Source organism: Pseudomonas sp. 7-41 (assembly GCF_021233075.1).
Lineage (GTDB): Bacteria > Pseudomonadota > Gammaproteobacteria > Pseudomonadales > Pseudomonadaceae > Aquipseudomonas > Aquipseudomonas veronii.
Window position 1 is genome coordinate 4,470,535 of the sequence record NZ_CP089551.1, and the last position, 17,289, is coordinate 4,487,823.

A 17,289-nucleotide genomic window follows, 5' to 3' on the forward strand; every position below is an offset into this window, starting at 1 on the left:
AACGAGGCCTTGGCGCGCGCATTCCTGTCGATAAAACGTCACAAGCCTACACAGCGGTGCCCGCAGGGAAAAGCCCGGCGCACATATGGTCAATAAACACGCGCAACTTGGCAGATGCATGACGACTTGACGGCCACAATATCCAGAAACTGCCACGGTGTTCGAGATAATCATCCAACACCCGTAGCAAGCGCCCCTGCCCCACGGCCTCGTTGACCATGTAGTCGGGCAGACAGGCGATGCCCAATCCCTCGTGTACCACATGGTTGAGGGACTCAATGGTGGTACTGACCAGCGGTGTACGCAAGGTCGGTTCGGCGGCGCCCGGCAGGTGACGCAACGGCCAGTTTTCCAGCTTGCCGGTGGCGCAGAATTTGTGCCGCAGGCACGCGTGATCATTGAGATCCTGCGGTTGCTGCGGGGTGCCGTGTTGAGCGAAGTAGCCCGGCGTGCCCACAAGTACCAACTGGTAATAGCCCAGATGCCGCGCCATCAAGCGCGAATCTTCGGGCTTGCCTGTGCGAATCACCGCATCGAAACCTTCCTCGATCACGTCCACCATGCGGTCGGAAAAATCCACATCCAACTCGATATCCGGGTAGGCGCGCATAAAGTCACTGAGCACCGGCATCAACAAGCCGCGTACCTGCGGCAGGCTGACGCGCAACTTGCCGCGGGGCGTAGCGCTGGCGTCCGTCAATTCCTGCTCGGCCGCCTCGACCTCGGCCAGAATGCGCCGCGAACGCTCAAGAAACAGCGAGCCTTCGCTGGTCAGGGTGATACTGCGCGTGCTGCGGTGAAACAGCCTGACGCCCAGGCGCTCTTCCATGCACGCGATACTTTTGCCCACGGCCGACGACGATACCCCCAGCACGCGACCGGCGACGGTGAAGCTGCGCGTCTCCGCCACCTGCACAAATACCGACAGGCTGCTCAAGCTGTCCATGATCACGTCTCGACTGATTACGGACACCTACGTCCGCTAAGTTCGGAACCTTAGCCTGTTTTTCCGCACAGCACAGCCCCTTACTCTGCCGCCTTGCCCCTTTTATATGGATCAAGCGTCATGAGCGACAACCCTTCACTTACCCATTGCCCGGCGAACGCCGAGCCTGACGTGCTGCCGCTGGGAGGCTTGTTGGCCCTGGCTTGCGCGGGTTTTATCACCATCCTCACCGAAGCCATGCCTGCGGGGCTCTTGCCGCAGATGGGCGCAGGCCTGGGCGTGTCGCCCGCCCTGGTTGGCCAACTGGTCACGCTCTACGCACTCGGATCATTGCTCGCGGCCATCCCCTTGACGCTGCTGACGCGGGGTTGGCGCCGACGCCCCCTACTGCTGGTGGCCATTGCTGGCTTCGCCCTGGTCAACAGCGTGACGGCCGTATCCAGCCACTACGGGCTGACCCTGGTAGCGCGCTTTTTCGCCGGGGTATTCGCCGGGCTGCTTTGGGCCCTGTTGGCCGGTTACGCCAGTCGTATGGTCGCCCCTCACCTGCAAGGCCGGGCGATTGCCATCGCAATGCTTGGCGCACCGCTGGCCCTGACCCTGGGCGTGCCGGCCGGCACCCTGCTGGGTACCCTCGTTGGCTGGCGCTTGAGTTTTGCGATCATGACCGGGCTGACGTTGGCATTACTGCTCTGGGCGCGCTGGCAACTCCCGGACTTTGCCGGCCAAGCAGCACAACAGCGCCTGGGCCTGCGCCAGGTGATGAGGTTGCGCGGTATTCGTCCGGTGCTTTGGGTGACCTTTACCTACGTGCTGGCCCACAACATTCTCTACACCTACATCGCCCCCCTGCTGGAGCCCGCCGGCATCCAGGCCGATATCGACCGGGTACTGCTGGTGTTTGGCCTGACGGCGTTGTTGAGCATCTGGCTGGTGGGCCTGCTGATCGATCGATGGCTGCGCCCGTTGGTGCTGTTCAGTTGCATCCTGTTTGGCCTGTCGGCGCTGGCGTTGGCGTTCTGGATCGACTCGCCGGCGATCATCTACACCGCCATCGCGGCCTGGGGGCTGGCATTCGGTGGCCTACCAGCCTTACTGCAAACCGCCCTGGCCAAGTCGGCGGGCGAGTCGGCGGACGCCGCGCAGTCGATGCTGGTGACGGTATGGAACCTGGGCATTGCCGGCGGCGGTCTGGCGGGCGGGTTGTTGCTGCAGAGCTGGGGCGTGCTCGCGTTTCCCTGGGCGGTAGTGGCGTTGATGTTGCTGGCCCTTTGCAAACGCCCATGAAAAAGCCCCCGGTCTTTTCAGGCCGGGGGCTTTTTATTCAAACCGAGATCAGTACTTCTTGATCTCAGCCTTGGTTTCCAGCTGCTTGCGGTACGCCGCGAAATCCTGCTGCCCAACACGGGAAGCGAGGAAACGGCGGTATTGCGCCTTCTCATCGTCCGATGGAGCCGCCGCTTCGGTGACGCCGTTCAAGCGCACGATCACCAGGCTGCCATCAGCGAGGGTCACGGTGGTGAAGGTCGGCTTGTCCTTGGACGCAGGCTTGGGCATGCGGAACAAGGCTTGCAGCACCACCGGGTCGATCGTTTCCTGGCTACGGGTAGCCGCTTCGGTGACTTTCCAGGCCTGGCCATCAACGGGCTGGTTCAGCGGGGTCTTGCCATCACGCAGGCTGGCGATCAACTCGTCAGCGTGAGTCTTGGCGGCCGCGCTGGCGCGTTCCTTGGTCATCTGGGTGCGGATCGCCGCTGCCACGCTTTCCAGCGGCAGTTGCGTAGGCTTCAGATGCTCTTTGGCCCGCAGCACGATGATGGTTTCCGGGTCGAGCTCGATGGCGGTGCTGTTGGCACCCTCATCCAACACTTCCGGGCTGAACGCGGCAGTGACCACGGCACGGTTGGCCGCGACACCCTCACCGCCTTCGCGACCAAACGGCGCAGAGGTGTGAACGGTCAGCTTCAGATCGGAGGCCGGCTGAGCCAGGTCGGAGGCTTCGAACGCCGCATCTTCCAATTGCTTGGTCGCTTCGACAAAACGCTGTTCAACCTGTTGGTTCTTGAGCTCGTGGGTCAGCTTATCTTTCAGGCTGGCGAACGATGGCACTTCTGGCGCTTCAACGCCCAACAGCTTGATCAGGTGCCAACCGAAGGTGCTGCGCACCGGTGCCGAGACCTGGTCCTTATTCAAGGCGTACAGGGCAGCTTCGAAGTCCGGATCGTAGACGCCAGGACCGGCAAAACCAAGGTCACCGCCATTGCTGGCCGAACCCGGGTCCTGGGAGAACTCCTTGGCCAGGGCTTCGAACTGCTCACCCTTGGCCAGGCGCGCCTGGATTTCCTCGATCTTGGCCTTGGCTTGGGCGTCGGTGACCTTGTCGTTGACTTCAATCAGGATGTGCGCGGCACGACGCTGCTCAGCGAGGTTGGCGGTTTCTTTCTCATACGCTGCCTGCAGTTCATCGTCCTTGACGGTGACCTGGTCGAAGAAAGACGACTTCTTCAACTCCAGATAGTCGATGACCACCTGGTCCGGGGTCATGAACTCTTTGGCGTGCTGGTCGTAGTAAGCCTTGACCTCGTCGTCGGTGAGTTTCACCGCCGCAGGGTTGGCCTTGATATTGACGGTGGCGAAATCGCGGGTCTGTTTTTCCAGGCGGGCGAATGCCAGCACCTGCGCGTCAGTCACGAAGGCGCTGCCGAGGATGCCCAAGCGAGTCTGCTCGATCAGCATTTGCTGGGTCATCATCTGACGGAACTGCAGACGGCTGTAGCCCAGTTGACGGATCACCTGGTCAAAACGCTCGGCGTTGAACTTGCCGTCCACCTGGAACTCCGGCGTCTGCAGGATCACTTGGTCCAGCGCGGCGTCAGAGAAGGCAAACTTGGAATCAGCGGCACCTTGCAGTACCAGCTTGCGATCGATCAGGCTCTTGAGCGCCGCGTCGCGCAGCAGTTTTTCGTCCAGCAGGGAAGCATCGAAATCCTTGCCCATCTGTTGCATCAGTTGGCGACGTTGCATGTCGACGGCCTGGCTCAGTTCGGTCTGGGTGATTGCTTCACCGTTGACCTTGGCCACGTCCTGCTTGGTGTTGGTCGAAGCCTGAAAAATAGCCTCGATACCGGTGAACGCCATCAATGCGACGATGATCCCGATAATGGTCTTGGCAATCCAGCCTTGTGAATTGTCCCTGATATTTTGCAGCATGCGTCCCCCAGAAACGGTTGAACTTCAAAAATTGGCAACCGTGGAGCGTGGGTAGAGTCCGGATAGAAGAAAGGCGCATCCGAGGATGCGCCTTCTCTCGTAACTGGCGGAGCGGACGGGGGTTAGAACCCACACCCCCGGCGTGGTGACCCGATGGATACGTGGGTCAGCTGCCGCTCCGCTGCCAGGCCAGACCTGCGTCGGACCCGGGTAGGTAAAGGCTTGATCGAGGCTTAGTTAACGGCTTCTTTCAGGGCTTTACCGGCTTTGAAACCTGGTTTCTTGGCAGCAGCGATTTGCAGTGCTTTGCCAGTCTGTGGGTTACGGCCAGTGCGAGCTGGGCGGTCAGTCACAGAAAAAGTACCGAAGCCTACCAGTACCACCGAATCGCCGGCCTTCAGAGCGCCAGTGACGGATTCGATTACTGCGTCCAGCGCACGGCCAGCAGCAGCTTTCGGGATATCAGCGGATGCGGCGATAGCATCAATCAGTTCCGACTTGTTCACTCTAAGTCCCCTTATATATCTATTGAGTATGATTCTAAGTTTTTTGGTGAAAGCAAAAACCAGTGCTGAATGGCCTACAGACACTTAAGAGCCGCTTTATAACAAGGGCTCTAAAAAGCTGTCAAGGAAGCCCCCAGGCTTTAACGCATTAATGCGTGCTAATTCTTTCCTTGGAATCAGACTCGCGCTTTTCGTCCTTCGCGACTATCTCCGGAGCCACATCCGGCAAGGGCTCCGGCGCGTATTGCAGCGCAATTTGCAGGACCTCGTCAATCCATTTAACCGGTTTAATCTGAAGATCTTGCTTGATATTGTCAGGAATTTCCTTCAAGTCGCGGACATTCTCTTCAGGAATGATCACGGTCTTGATTCCACCCCGGTGTGCGGCGAGCAATTTTTCTTTCAGACCACCGATGGCCAATACCTGGCCACGCAGGGTGATTTCCCCGGTCATGGCCACATCGGCGCGTACCGGAATGCCGGTCAGGGCCGATACCAGGGCCGTACACATGCCTACGCCAGCGCTAGGGCCGTCTTTCGGGGTCGCCCCCTCCGGCATGTGGATATGGACGTCGTGCTTCTCATGGAAGTCCAGGGGAATCCCCAGGCTCCGGGCGCGGCTGCGCACCACGGTCTGCGCGGCGGTGATGGATTCGACCATCACGTCACCCAGGGAACCGGTCTTGATCAATTGGCCCTTGCCCGGGATCACCGCGGCTTCGATGGTCAGCAATTCGCCACCCACCTGGGTCCACGCCAGGCCAGTCACCTGCCCTACCTGATCCTGCTGTTCCGCCAACCCGTAGCTGAATTTACGCACGCCCAGATAGTGCTCCAGCACATCGGCGGTAATCTTCACCGAGAAGCGTTTTTCCAGCGCATGCTCCTTGACCGCCTTGCGGCAAATCTTCGCAATCTGGCGCTCAAGCCCCCGTACACCGGCCTCGCGGGTGTAGTAACGCACCATATCGCGGATCGACTCGACCTCGAATTCGATCTCGCCTTTCTTCAGGCCATTGGCCGAAATCTGCTTGGGCGCGAGGTATTTGACGGCGATGTTGATCTTCTCGTCTTCGGTGTAACCCGGCAGACGAATCACCTCCATCCGGTCCAGCAACGCTGGCGGAATGTTCATGGAGTTGGAGGTACACAGGAACATTACGTCGGACAGGTCGTAGTCGACTTCCAGGTAATGGTCGTTGAAATTGTGGTTCTGCTCCGGATCGAGCACTTCGAGCAAGGCCGATGCCGGATCGCCACGCATGTCGCTGCCCATTTTGTCGATTTCATCGAGCAGGAACAGCGGGTTGCGCACGCCGACCTTTGTCATCTTTTGAATCAATCTTCCTGGCATCGAACCGATATATGTGCGGCGATGACCACGGATTTCCGCTTCATCACGCACGCCGCCAAGGGCCATTCGCACGAATTTACGGTTGGTGGCATTGGCAATCGACTCGGCCAGGGAGGTTTTACCCACACCCGGCGGACCGACCAGGCACAACACCGGGCCACGAATTTTCTTCACGCGCTTTTGCACGGCGAGGTATTCGAGAATGCGTTCTTTGACTTCTTCGAGGCCGTAATGGTCGGCATCGAGGATATCTTCGGCGCGAGCCAGGTCCAGGCGCACCTTGGTCTGAGCCTTCCACGGCACCTGCACCAACCAATCGATGTAGGAACGAACCACGGTGGCTTCGGCCGACATCGGCGACATTTGCTTGAGCTTGTTCAGCTCGGCGTTGGCCTTGGTCAGGGCGTCTTTCGGCAGGCCGGCGGAATCGATGCGCTTTTTCAGCTCTTCGATTTCGTTGTGGCCTTCCTCGCTGTCGCCGAGTTCCTTCTGAATGGCCTTCATCTGCTCATTCAGGTAGTACTCGCGCTGGCTGCGCTCCATTTGTTTCTTCACGCGACCACGGATGCGCTTTTCAACCTGCAGCAGGTCGATTTCGGCATCGAGCAGCGCCAGGACGTGTTCGACACGGGCCGGCAGGTCGATGATTTCGAGGATGTCTTGCTTCTGCTCGATTTTCAGCGCCATGTGCGCGGCCATGGTGTCGACCAGGCGGCTAGGCTCATCAATGCTGTTGAGGGAAGACAGGACTTCAGCCGGGACTTTCTTGCCCAACTGCACATACTGCTCGAATTGCGAGAGCAGGCTGCGTACAAATACTTCGGACTCGCGCTCCGGGGCCTCGACTTCGTCGATCAGTGCCACTTCGGCGCGCAGGTGGCCGTCCACCTCCATGAAGCGCTCGACCGCACCGCGCTGCTCACCTTCCACCAACACCTTGACAGTGCCGTCGGGCAGCTTGAGCAATTGCAGGACAGTCGCAACGGTACCGACGCGATACAGGGCATCTTCGCCTGGATCATCATCAGCAGGATTTCTCTGGGCCAACAGCAGGATCTGCTTGTCGCCCGTCATCGCGGCCTCGAGGGCTTCGATAGACTTCTCGCGCCCCACGAACAGCGGGATAACCATGTGCGGATAGACGACGACATCACGCAACGGCAGGAGAGGCAATTCGATGGTTGTCTTCATGATTTCGCCTCTATGACAGTTGAAAAGTAAGCATGAAACCAAGATGGGGGCTGCCGGCAAAAAAAACAAGCTCAATGCCAGCAGTTAAATGCAGGAAAAACACGCCCTTAAAACAAAAGGGGCCCCTAAAGGCCCCTTGTTGTTATGCAGCAGCCGGACGCTTACGCGTCTGGCGCAGCCTTGGCAGCCGGCTCACTGTTTTCATAGATATACAGTGGCTTGGACTTGCCTTCGATAACGCTTTCGTCGATCACCACTTTGCTCACCTCGGACTGCGAGGGGATTTCGTACATGGTGTCGAGCAATACGCCTTCGAGGATCGAACGCAGGCCACGCGCACCGGTTTTGCGCTCCAGTGCCCGCTTGGCCACTGATTTGAGTGCGTCGGTACGGAACTCGAGGTCTACGCCTTCCATTTCGAACAGCTTGGCATATTGTTTGGTCAGGGCGTTTTTCGGCTCGGTGAGGATCTGAATCAGAGCAGCCTCATCCAGCTCGTCCAATGTCGCCAGGACCGGCAGACGACCAACGAATTCCGGGATCAGACCAAACTTGACCAGATCGTCAGGTTCGACTTCACGCAGGGACTCGCCCACCTTCTTGCCTTCTTCCTTGCTGCGCACTTCCGCACTGAAGCCGATGCCGCCACGGGTGGAACGGTTTTGAATAACCTTTTCCAGACCGGAGAACGCACCGCCGCAGATGAACAGGATATTGCGCGTATCAACCTGAAGGAATTCCTGCTGTGGATGCTTGCGGCCGCCTTGTGGCGGTACGGAAGCAACCGTGCCTTCGATCAGTTTCAACAAGGCTTGCTGCACGCCTTCACCGGAAACATCCCGAGTGATCGACGGGTTGTCGGACTTGCGCGAAATCTTATCGATTTCGTCGATGTAGACGATACCCATCTGGGCCTTCTCTACGTCGTAGTCGCACTTTTGCAGCAACTTCTGAATGATGTTCTCGACGTCCTCACCCACGTAGCCAGCCTCGGTGAGGGTGGTGGCGTCGGCGATGGTGAACGGAACGTTCAGCAGGCGAGCGAGGGTTTCCGCAAGCAGGGTTTTACCCGAGCCTGTAGGACCGATCAGCAAGATGTTGCTCTTGCCGAGCTCGACTTCGTCGTTTTTCTTGTCACGCTGGTTCAAACGCTTGTAGTGGTTGTACACCGCTACGGCCAGAACCTTTTTTGCACGCTCTTGACCAATCACGTACTGATCAAGGATGCCGCTGATTTCTTTAGGCGAAGGCAATTTATGCGCGCTGCTTTCGGCCTGGGCTTCCTGCACCTCCTCACGGATGATGTCATTGCACAGGTCGACGCACTCGTCGCAGATAAAGACCGAGGGGCCGGCAATCAATTTGCGTACTTCATGCTGGCTTTTGCCACAGAAGGAGCAATAGAGCAGCTTGCCGTTGTCCTCGCCGTTGCGGGTGTCAGTCATTCGTTCGATCCAAATCCGATAGGCTTGCAACACAAGATGAAGGCTTATGCGGGCTTTTTCAAGCCCGCAGGTGATCGGACTTGCCGACCTGGCCTATTTTGAGCTGCTTATATTAAGCGGGGCGCTTGTCAATCACTGCGTCGATCAACCCGTAATCACGCGCGGCTTCGGCGCTCATGAAATTGTCACGGTTGGTATCACGCTCGATTTCTTCCAAGGTGTGCCCGCTGTGCTTGGCCATCAGCGTGTTAAGACGCTCACGAATAAAGAGGATTTCCTTGGCATGGATTTCGATGTCCGATGCCTGGCCCTGGAAACCGCCCAGTGGCTGGTGAATCATCACGCGCGAGTTCGGCAGGCAGTAACGCTTGCCTTCGGCACCTGCGGTCAGCAGGAAAGCGCCCATGCTGCAGGCTTGGCCGATGCAGGTGGTCGACACGTTTGGCTTGATGAACTGCATGGTGTCGTAGATCGACATGCCCGCGGTCACCGAACCGCCCGGCGAGTTAATGTAAAGATGGATGTCCTTGTCCGGGTTTTCCGCTTCAAGGAACAGCAGTTGCGCACAAATCAGGTTGGCCATGTAGTCCTCTACCGGCCCCACCAAAAAGATCACTCGCTCCTTGAGCAGGCGCGAGTAGATGTCGTAGGCGCGTTCGCCACGAGCGGACTGCTCGACAACCATCGGGACCAGGCCGCCTGCGGCCTGGATATCAGAGTTCTGCTGAATATAGGAATTACGGAACATGCTCTGCAGTTACTCCCAAATAGTCATGTCTTGAAAACGCATAAGCCAGCGCGAGGCTGGCTTATGGTTGTATTTCAAACGAGTTGGACAATCAGTCGGCTTGTGCTGCTTCCGCCGGCTTGACTGCTTCTTCGTAAGAGACCGCTTTATCGGTCACCTTAGCCTTCTGCAGAACAGTATCCACAACTTGTTCTTCCAGCACAACCGAACGTACTTCGTTCAGTTGCTGGTCGTTCTTGTAGTACCAAGCCACAACCTGCTCAGGCTCCTGGTAGGCCGAAGCCATTTCCTGGATCATTTCACGAACGCGGTCTTCGTCAGGCTTGAGGTCGAACTGCTTGACCACTTCAGCCACGATCAGGCCCAGCACGACGCGGCGCTTGGCTTGCTCTTCGAACAGCTCGGCCGGCAGCTGGTCAGGTTTGATGTTGCCACCAAACTGCTGAACGGCTTGTACGCGCAGGCGATCCACTTCGTTGGACAGCAAAGCCTTAGGCACTTCGATCGGGTTGGCGGTCAGCAGACCGTCCATGACCTGGTTCTTGACCTTGGACTTGATGGCCTGACGCAGCTCGCGCTGCATGTTCTTGCGAACTTCGGTGCGGAAGCCGTCGATGCCGGTTTCCTTGATGCCGAATTGAGCGAAGAACTCTTCGTTCAGCTCTGGCAGCTTAGGCTCGGACACGCTGTTGACCGTCACGGTGAACTCGGCGGCTTTGCCGGCCAGGTCCAGGTTCTGGTAGTCAGCCGGGAAAGTCAGGTTCAGAACGCGCTCTTCGCCGGCTTTTGCGCCAACCAGGCCGTCTTCGAAACCCGGGATCATGCGGTTGGAACCCAGCACCAGCTGAGTACCCTTGGCGGAGCCGCCAGCGAATGCTTCGCCGTCAACCTTGCCCACGAAATCGATGTTCAGCTGGTCTTCGTTCTGGGCAGCACGTTCGGCCACTTCGAAACGGGTGTTCTGCTTGCGCAGGATTTCCAGCATGTTGTCCAGGTCGGCATCAGCCACTTCGGCGCTCAGGCGCTCGATCGCGATACCGTCGAAGCCGGCAACTTCGAACTCTGGGAACACTTCGAATACAGCAACGTATTCCAGGTCCTTGCCCGCTTCCAGGGACTTAGGCTCGATCGAAGGCGAACCAGCCGGGTTCAGCTTTTGCTCGACAACCGCTTCGTAGAACGACGCCTGGATCACGTCGCCTACCGCTTCCTGACGCGCATCAGCACCAAAACGGCGCTTGATTTCGCTCATTGGCACTTTGCCTGGACGGAAGCCAGCGATCTTGGCCTTTTGGGCAGTCTGCTGCAGACGCTTGTTGACCGCAGTCTCGATGCGCTCTGCCGGCACGGTGATGCTCAGGCGGCGCTCGAGAGCAGTAGTATTTTCAACAGAAACTTGCATGGATATTCCTCGTTGCACAGACGTTAGCCGGCCGTTTCCGACCCCAGAATCAAGGGCATGCATTCTAGTGGGTCAAACTCAAGAAGTCACCCTACTGGAAACGGGTAAAAAAACAGCAGGCAATTTATCGGTACGAAGACACTGTTGCGCCTCGCCCCGGTGACAAATACAGCCAATCGCGCCAGGGCTCTGCGCCGACCCTTCTATATATAGAAGAAGTCGCCAATCATCTCCCTGACGGCCGCCCCTGCGAACAGGACCGGCAGGCAGCGCGGCATCATCGAGACACATAAATACGACGAAACGCCCTGCCTTGCGACCCAGAACCTGCAGCCGCGGAATACTCGAACCACTAAAACAAAAAAGGCGCCAGACTGTTAAATCTGGCGCCTTTCGAATATGGGGTGGACGAAGGGGATCGAACCCTCGACAACGGGAGTCACAATCCCGTGCTCTACCAACTGAGCTACGCCCACCATATTGCGTTAACAAAGAAACCAAACCACTTCTTTGTCGAGCCTGACCCCGCCTTCCGGCCGGGCAAAGCTTTAATTGGTGCGGATGAAGAGACTCGAACTCTTACGCCTCGCGGCGCTGGAACCTAAATCCAGTGTGTCTACCAATTCCACCACATCCGCGCTTGAAGCTCTTAAAGCAAAGGCGCCAGATGATTAATCTGGCGCCTTTTCAAAATATGGGGTGGACGAAGGGGATCGAACCCTCGACAACGGGAGTCACAATCCCGTGCTCTACCAACTGAGCTACGCCCACCATCTAACGCTACTTGTGCCAAAGCTGCCTAATGGCGCACCCGGCAGGACTCGAACCTGCGACCATCCGCTTAGAAGGCGGATGCTCTATCCAGCTGAGCTACGGGCGCCTGATTAATCTGTACTCTTGGAGGATTACAAACTAAGTGCTTCCAGCCTTGCAGAACAACAATCCTGCTAGACCTTCTTAACCAGTGCTAGGCTGTGCCCGACAAGTGCGACGAATAGTATAGACGCGCCGGAAAGCCGTCAAATCTTTTTTGAAAAAAATTCATTTTATTTAAGGGGTTAGGCCAATTTGCAGACCAAGCGCCTTTGCCCCCACGTCTTGGCATGCGAGAATGCGCGCACTTTTCTTCCCCCTCTCGATGGTTAATCACGCGTAATGACTGCACAACTTATCGACGGCAAATCAATCGCCGCCAGCCTGCGCCAGCAGATCGCCAAACGCGTCACCGAGCGTAGCCAGCAAGGCTTGCGCACGCCTGGCCTCGCGGTGATCCTGGTCGGCAGCGATCCTGCGTCTCAGGTTTATGTCTCGCACAAGCGTAAAGACTGTGAAGAGGTCGGCTTTATTTCCAAGGCCTACGACCTGCCTTCCGAGACCACCCAGCAGGCCCTTACCGACCTGATCGACGGCCTCAACGATGACCCGAACATCGACGGTATCCTGGTGCAACTGCCATTGCCCGCGCACCTGGACGCCTCCCAGTTGCTCGAACGCATCCGCCCGGACAAAGACGTCGACGGTTTCCACCCGTATAACGTCGGCCGCCTGGCCCAGCGCATCCCGCTGCTGCGCCCATGCACGCCGAAAGGCATCATGACCCTGCTCGAAAGCACCGGCGTCAACCTTTACGGCCTCGACGCCGTGATCGTCGGCGCCTCCAATATCGTCGGGCGCCCGATGGCCATGGAACTGCTGCTCGCCGGCTGCACCGTGACCGTGACCCACCGCTTCACCAAGGACCTCGCCGGTCACGTCGGCCGCGCCGACCTGGTGGTAGTGGCTGCCGGCAAGCCGGGCCTGGTCAAAGGTGAGTGGATCAAGGAAGGCGCGATCGTCATCGACGTCGGCATCAACCGTCAGGCAGACGGCAAGCTGGTCGGCGACGTGGTGTACGAAACCGCCCTGCCCCGTGCCGGCTGGATCACCCCGGTACCGGGTGGCGTTGGCCCGATGACCCGTGCGTGCCTGCTGGAAAACACGCTGTATGCAGCGGAAACCCTGCACGGCTGATCGACAGCCGCGCTGAAAAGAGCCCTGCCTTGTCGCAGGGCTTTTGGTTTCTGATGAACCTCACGCTCTGCTATCGTGCATCCGCGGCTGACATGTTCGGCACCCGCCAGATGCCGCAGGAACCCCAGGAGTGCTTTAGCCATGCGCAACCTACATGCCGCCCCTCTGCTGATCCTCATCGCGGTATTGATCCCCGCTTGCACCACCCAACTGACTGAAGCGGGCAAACAGGTCAACCTCGTCACGGCCTCATCCGCCCACGCTTGCCACGTCGTCAAAGCCTTCACGGTGCAGGGCTCATCCAACGGCGACGCTCTGAACACCGCATTCAATAAAGCCGCCGAGGCTGGCGCTGACAGCCTGAGCATCGTCAATGTGGAGGACGCTGGCAAAATGCAGGTAGCCGCCTTGAACTGCCGACGCTGACGGGCTTGCCCAATAGAACACGCACCCGAACATCCGGCTCGTTCACCCAGGCGCAGCACCCGGTTTCGCGTTTCTTCGACATCCTTTTCACCCGCCATCGACAGGATCGGGCGCAACTTACCTCTACTCCTTTGAAAATCCCCATTAGACCCGCCCTCATAGCGGGCCTTTTTTTGCCCGCGATGGGCTACAAGCCTAACCAATCATCGCCTTACAGCCTTTATTTAAAGGCTCTCTATCGTTTTCTGATCCATACTCCTAAAATGTAACGTCATTTTTCATAAAGCCCGTTGCAGAACGGTATTTCTTACTTTTTTTAGCGAGTTCATCCGCGTGAAAATTCGTCTCTCTCTCGTCAGCCTTTTATTTGCTTTCACCGGCACCTTTGCGCACGCCGCCGAAACCACCCTGGCCCCGCGTGACACCTCAAAACTGCAAATCGCTTCCGGCAGCGCCATGCTGGTCGATCTGCAAACCAACAAAGTCATCTATTCCAGCAACCCGGACGTGGTGGTGCCGATCGCTTCCGTGAGCAAGCTCATGACCGGCCTGATCGTGCTGGAAGCCAAGCAGAACATGGACGAATACATCGACATCAACATCACCGACACGCCGGAAATGAAAGGCGTGTTCTCCCGGGTGAAAATCGGCAGCCAGATGCCGCGCAAAGAGATGTTGCTGATCGCCCTGATGTCCTCGGAAAACCGCGCCGCCGCGAGCCTGGCTCACCACTACCCGGGCGGCTACGTAGCCTTCATTGCGGCGATGAACGCCAAGGCCAAGGCGCTGGGCATGACCAGCACCCATTACGTCGAACCTACCGGCCTGTCCATCCATAACGTGTCGACCGCCAGGGACCTGAGCAAGCTGCTGGCCTACGCGCGCAAATTCCCGATGCTGAGCCAATTGAGCACCACCAAGGAAAAAACCGTGGCGTTCCGCAAGCCCAACTACACCTTGGGTTTCTCCAACACCGACCACCTGATCAACCGCGCCAACTGGGACATCAAGCTGACCAAGACCGGCTTCACCAACCAGGCCGGCCACTGCCTGGTGCTGGTGACCAGCATGGGTAACCGCCCGGTGTCGCTGGTGATCCTCGACGCCTTCGGCAAGTTCACCCACTTCGCCGATGCCAGCCGAATCCGCAACTGGGTCGAGACCGGCAAGGGCGGTTCGGTGCCGGACGTTGCGTTGCGCTACAAGGCCGACAAGAACCTGAAGAACCGCCCGAACGCGACAGAGGTTCGTCGCTGAACGGCGCCACCCCCAAAACGCCCGCCTGACCAATGCCCCGACATGCTCGGGGCATTTTTTTCGGCATAAGCCACGCAAAAACAGGCCGTTGCATCGCTAACCGGGGTTGCGGATCACGCCCACGATCTGCGGCAAAATAGCGCACAGACAGGCTTTTACTTTGCGCCTGAACTGCCGCTAAATGTTCACCCCTTTCAGTCGACTTCGTTCATGGCTCGTCTCAAACGCATCAGTCCCTGGCTAGCCTGCCTGGCCATCGTGCTGAACATGCTGGCCATGCCGCTCAGCCGCGCCATGCAGACGCCGGACATGGGACTGTTGATGTGGGGCGGATTCTGCTCGGGGGGCGCCTCGCAAGCGCTGCCTCCCAACTTGAGCAAGCTGATCGACCCGCTCCAGTCGGCGCCGTCGCAATCCGCCATGAAACACAGCGATTGCTGCTGCGGTCATGCCGGACTGGCGGCGCTGCCGTCCGACTACTACAGGCATTTCCTACCGCGATACGCCCCCGACACCACCCTCGACAACCCCGAGTTGCCGACGCTGCACCCCAGAATTCGCTGGCCGAGCCTGAGCCCGCGCGCCTCCCCTACCGTTTGATCGACACCCGCGCCGCCCCATAGGCGGCGCGATCTGCTTGTCAGCCGCCCGCCTGGGCGTCCTCGAAGTGTCTTGATCATCAGGAATGGTGCGTTATGCCTGCTCGAATGACTTTGCCTCGCGCAAAGCGTGTCTCTGTGTCCCGCCCGCTATGGCCCTTGCTGTCCATCGGCCTGTTCGCCCTCAACCCGCTGTCCTCGGCACTGGCCGAAACCGGTAAAACCGAAGACTCCACCCTCACCCTGGGCACCGTCACGGTCCAGGGCGCCAGCGCCAGCAGCGGCCCGCTGAGCACCAGCAGCGTGCTCAGCTCGGTGGACATTCTCGGCGCCGACATCCTCGAAAAAATGCCGGTCAACTACAGCTGGGAACTGTTCAGTCGCGCGCCAGGGGTGATCCTCACCGAGTTCAACCAAGGCACCACCTCCGGCAAGATTTCCTTTCGCGGCTTCAACGGCGAAGGCGAAGTCAACGCAGTGAAGTTGCTGATCGACGGCATCCCGAGCAACAGCAACGACGGCAACATGCCGTTCATGGACATGATTTTCCCCATGGAGCTGGACAGCATCGAAGTGGTGCGCGGCACCAGCGATGCGCGCTACGGCCTGAACAACATCGCCGGCAACGTCAATATGCTGACCCGCACCGGCGGCGACTACACCAAGGCGCGGGTGCGCTACGGCAGTTACAACACCCAGGAAACCCAGCTGGCCAAAGGCATCGAAGGCAGCAACTGGACGCAGAACTACTTCTTCGCCTACCAGAAATCCGACGGTTACCGCGATCACGCCGAGGCGGACAGGTTTTCCATGTCCGGCAAATGGTTCTACACCCCGGACGACAACAGCTACCGCATCGGCCTGATCGCCCGTCACTACGAAACCGAGGCGCAGGAACCCGGCTACTTGAGTGAAGAGGACGCCCACCAGCACCCGACCATGACCAACAGCTACAACGCCACCGACAAAGGCACGCGGCGGATGAACCAGGTCAGCCTGCACTTCGACACCGACCTGGCCGAAACGCTGGCCTGGTCGGCAAAAACCTACGTCAACACCTTCGACGACCGGCGCTGGACGCAATACTGGCGCACCAGCGCCCAGCAGGAGCGCGACGCCTACGAAACCCAGTATGGCGCCCTCACCTCCCTGACCTGGCGCCCGCAAGTCAGCTGGCTGTACGACTTCGCCCTGGAAGGCGGCGCGGACATGCAGCAGCAGCAGAACAAGAGCGAGCGCTACCGCACCAAGGACCGCCTGCGCCTGGCCCAAACCCGCGACCAGCGATTCGACTTCGACACCTACGGCGCCTATGTCCAGGCCGAGATCAAGCCGTTCGAGTCGCTGAAAATCGTCCCGGCGTATCGCGTCGATAAGATCCAGGGCGACTTCACCAACGAAATGACCGGCATGGACTACGACATCAACGACTATGGGCTGATCAAACAACCCAAGCTCAGCGTGGTGTATTCACCGTGGGACGTGGCCAGCATCTATGCCAACTGGGGGCGGACCTTCCAGGTCGGCACCGGCGCGGCGGCCTATAAGATTCCACCGCGGGATACCAACCTGGCGCCGTCGATCAACGACGGCTGGGAAACCGGGGTCAAGTTCACCCCGGCGGACTGGATCGACGGCCGCATCGCCTATTGGCAGCAAGAGGCCAGCGGCGAAGTCAGTCGCCGCCTCAACGACCCGAGCGGCGAGTCGGACAACGTCGGCGAAACCCGGCGCTGGGGTTACGACGCGCAAGTCAATCTGCACCCGGACGAACGCACCGAAATCTGGATGGCCTACTCCTGGCAGTACTCGAAAATCCTCCAGCCCAGCGCGACTTTGCCCAACAGCAAAGGCCAGGAAATCGACCACATCCCGCATCACCTGTACAACGCCGGCGTCAGCTACAAGGCCACGCGGGCGCTGCAGTTGACGGCGTGGATGAACGGCCAGACGAATTACTACCTGGAACGCGAGAACACCAAGGGCACTTACGGCGGCTACGTCTTGATGAACCTCGGCGCGACTTACCAGGTGACCGAATCGGTCAGTGTCGACCTGCAGTTGAAAAACCTCACCAACCGCTACTACGAATACGTCTGGTATGACCCGGACGGCGCCCAGGCCTCGCTGCACTCACCCGGCGACGGGCGCGCGCTGTACAGCGGCGTCACCGTCGACTTCTGATCGGCAGCGCC

13 protein-coding genes and 4 tRNA genes are annotated in these 17,289 nt (G+C 58.8%); 6 read left to right on the top strand and 11 right to left on the bottom strand.

The genetic code is table 11. The features are described 5' to 3' along the window. Positions 1–46: 46 nt before the first annotated feature. Complete coding sequence (locus LQ249_RS20050) at positions 47–946, bottom strand: LysR substrate-binding domain-containing protein (RefSeq protein ID WP_232566619.1); 900 nt, start codon at positions 944–946, stop codon at positions 47–49. A gap of 120 nt (positions 947–1,066) precedes the next feature. On the opposite strand from LQ249_RS20050, the gene LQ249_RS20055 reads away from it, so the two are divergent. Beyond that, positions 1,067–2,233, top strand: a complete 1,167-nt coding sequence (locus LQ249_RS20055) for an MFS transporter (RefSeq protein WP_169864398.1) — start codon at positions 1,067–1,069, stop codon at positions 2,231–2,233. 48 nt (positions 2,234–2,281) lie between these two features. Here LQ249_RS20055 and LQ249_RS20060 read toward each other — a convergent pair whose 3' ends face one another. From LQ249_RS20060 to LQ249_RS20105, 10 genes are all read right to left on the bottom strand, one after another. Further along, on the bottom strand, positions 2,282–4,156 hold the full coding sequence (locus LQ249_RS20060) for a SurA N-terminal domain-containing protein (protein ID WP_057004465.1): 1,875 nt from the start codon (positions 4,154–4,156) through the stop codon (positions 2,282–2,284). Positions 4,157–4,389: 233 nt separating this feature from the next. After that, positions 4,390–4,662 carry an HU family DNA-binding protein gene (locus tag LQ249_RS20065; protein WP_003174819.1) on the bottom strand — a complete coding sequence of 91 codons (273 nt, stop codon included), beginning with the start codon at positions 4,660–4,662 and terminating at the stop codon, positions 4,390–4,392. A 148-nt stretch (positions 4,663–4,810) separates the two neighbouring features. Further along, complete coding sequence (gene lon / locus LQ249_RS20070; RefSeq protein WP_046382847.1) at positions 4,811–7,207, bottom strand: endopeptidase La; 2,397 nt, start codon at positions 7,205–7,207, stop codon at positions 4,811–4,813. A gap of 161 nt (positions 7,208–7,368) precedes the next feature. Next, entirely contained in the window at positions 7,369–8,652 is a 1,284-nt protein-coding gene (gene clpX, locus LQ249_RS20075) for an ATP-dependent Clp protease ATP-binding subunit ClpX (protein WP_017848146.1), read from the bottom strand. 112 nt (positions 8,653–8,764) lie between these two features. After that, entirely contained in the window at positions 8,765–9,400 is a 636-nt protein-coding gene (gene clpP / locus LQ249_RS20080) for an ATP-dependent Clp endopeptidase proteolytic subunit ClpP (RefSeq protein ID WP_017848147.1), read from the bottom strand. Positions 9,401–9,491: 91 nt separating this feature from the next. Then, positions 9,492–10,802 (bottom strand): trigger factor, encoded by a 1,311-nt coding sequence (tig, locus tag LQ249_RS20085; protein ID WP_046382846.1) that lies wholly within the window; start codon positions 10,800–10,802, stop codon positions 9,492–9,494. Between the two features lie 400 nt (positions 10,803–11,202). Then, positions 11,203–11,278, bottom strand: a tRNA-His gene (locus LQ249_RS20090). Between the two features lie 77 nt (positions 11,279–11,355). Beyond that, a tRNA-Leu gene (locus tag LQ249_RS20095) sits at positions 11,356–11,440 on the bottom strand. 57 nt (positions 11,441–11,497) lie between these two features. After that, positions 11,498–11,573 (bottom strand) — tRNA-His (locus LQ249_RS20100). Positions 11,574–11,605: 32 nt separating this feature from the next. Next, positions 11,606–11,682: transfer RNA gene (locus LQ249_RS20105), tRNA-Arg, on the bottom strand. Positions 11,683–11,957: 275 nt separating this feature from the next. Here LQ249_RS20105 and folD point away from each other — a divergent pair. The 5 genes from folD (at position 11,958) to LQ249_RS20130 (ending at position 17,278) form a co-directional block, all read left to right on the top strand. Next, complete coding sequence (gene folD / locus LQ249_RS20110; protein WP_017848149.1) at positions 11,958–12,812, top strand: bifunctional methylenetetrahydrofolate dehydrogenase/methenyltetrahydrofolate cyclohydrolase FolD; 855 nt, start codon at positions 11,958–11,960, stop codon at positions 12,810–12,812. Positions 12,813–12,953: 141 nt separating this feature from the next. Continuing rightward, the gene (locus tag LQ249_RS20115; protein WP_057004466.1) at positions 12,954–13,238 is read left to right on the top strand and encodes a hypothetical protein; all 285 of its coding nucleotides are present in this window, start codon (positions 12,954–12,956) and stop codon (positions 13,236–13,238) included. A 333-nt stretch (positions 13,239–13,571) separates the two neighbouring features. Further along, positions 13,572–14,495 (top strand): D-alanyl-D-alanine endopeptidase, encoded by a 924-nt coding sequence (gene pbpG / locus LQ249_RS20120; protein ID WP_057004467.1) that lies wholly within the window; start codon positions 13,572–13,574, stop codon positions 14,493–14,495. Between the two features lie 210 nt (positions 14,496–14,705). Next, a complete protein-coding gene (locus LQ249_RS20125; RefSeq protein WP_057004468.1) occupies positions 14,706–15,095 on the top strand; it encodes a DUF2946 domain-containing protein in 390 nt (129 codons plus the stop codon). 95 nt (positions 15,096–15,190) lie between these two features. Then, on the top strand, positions 15,191–17,278 hold the full coding sequence (locus tag LQ249_RS20130) for a TonB-dependent receptor (protein ID WP_090235000.1): 2,088 nt from the start codon (positions 15,191–15,193) through the stop codon (positions 17,276–17,278). Positions 17,279–17,289 lie beyond the last annotated feature (11 nt).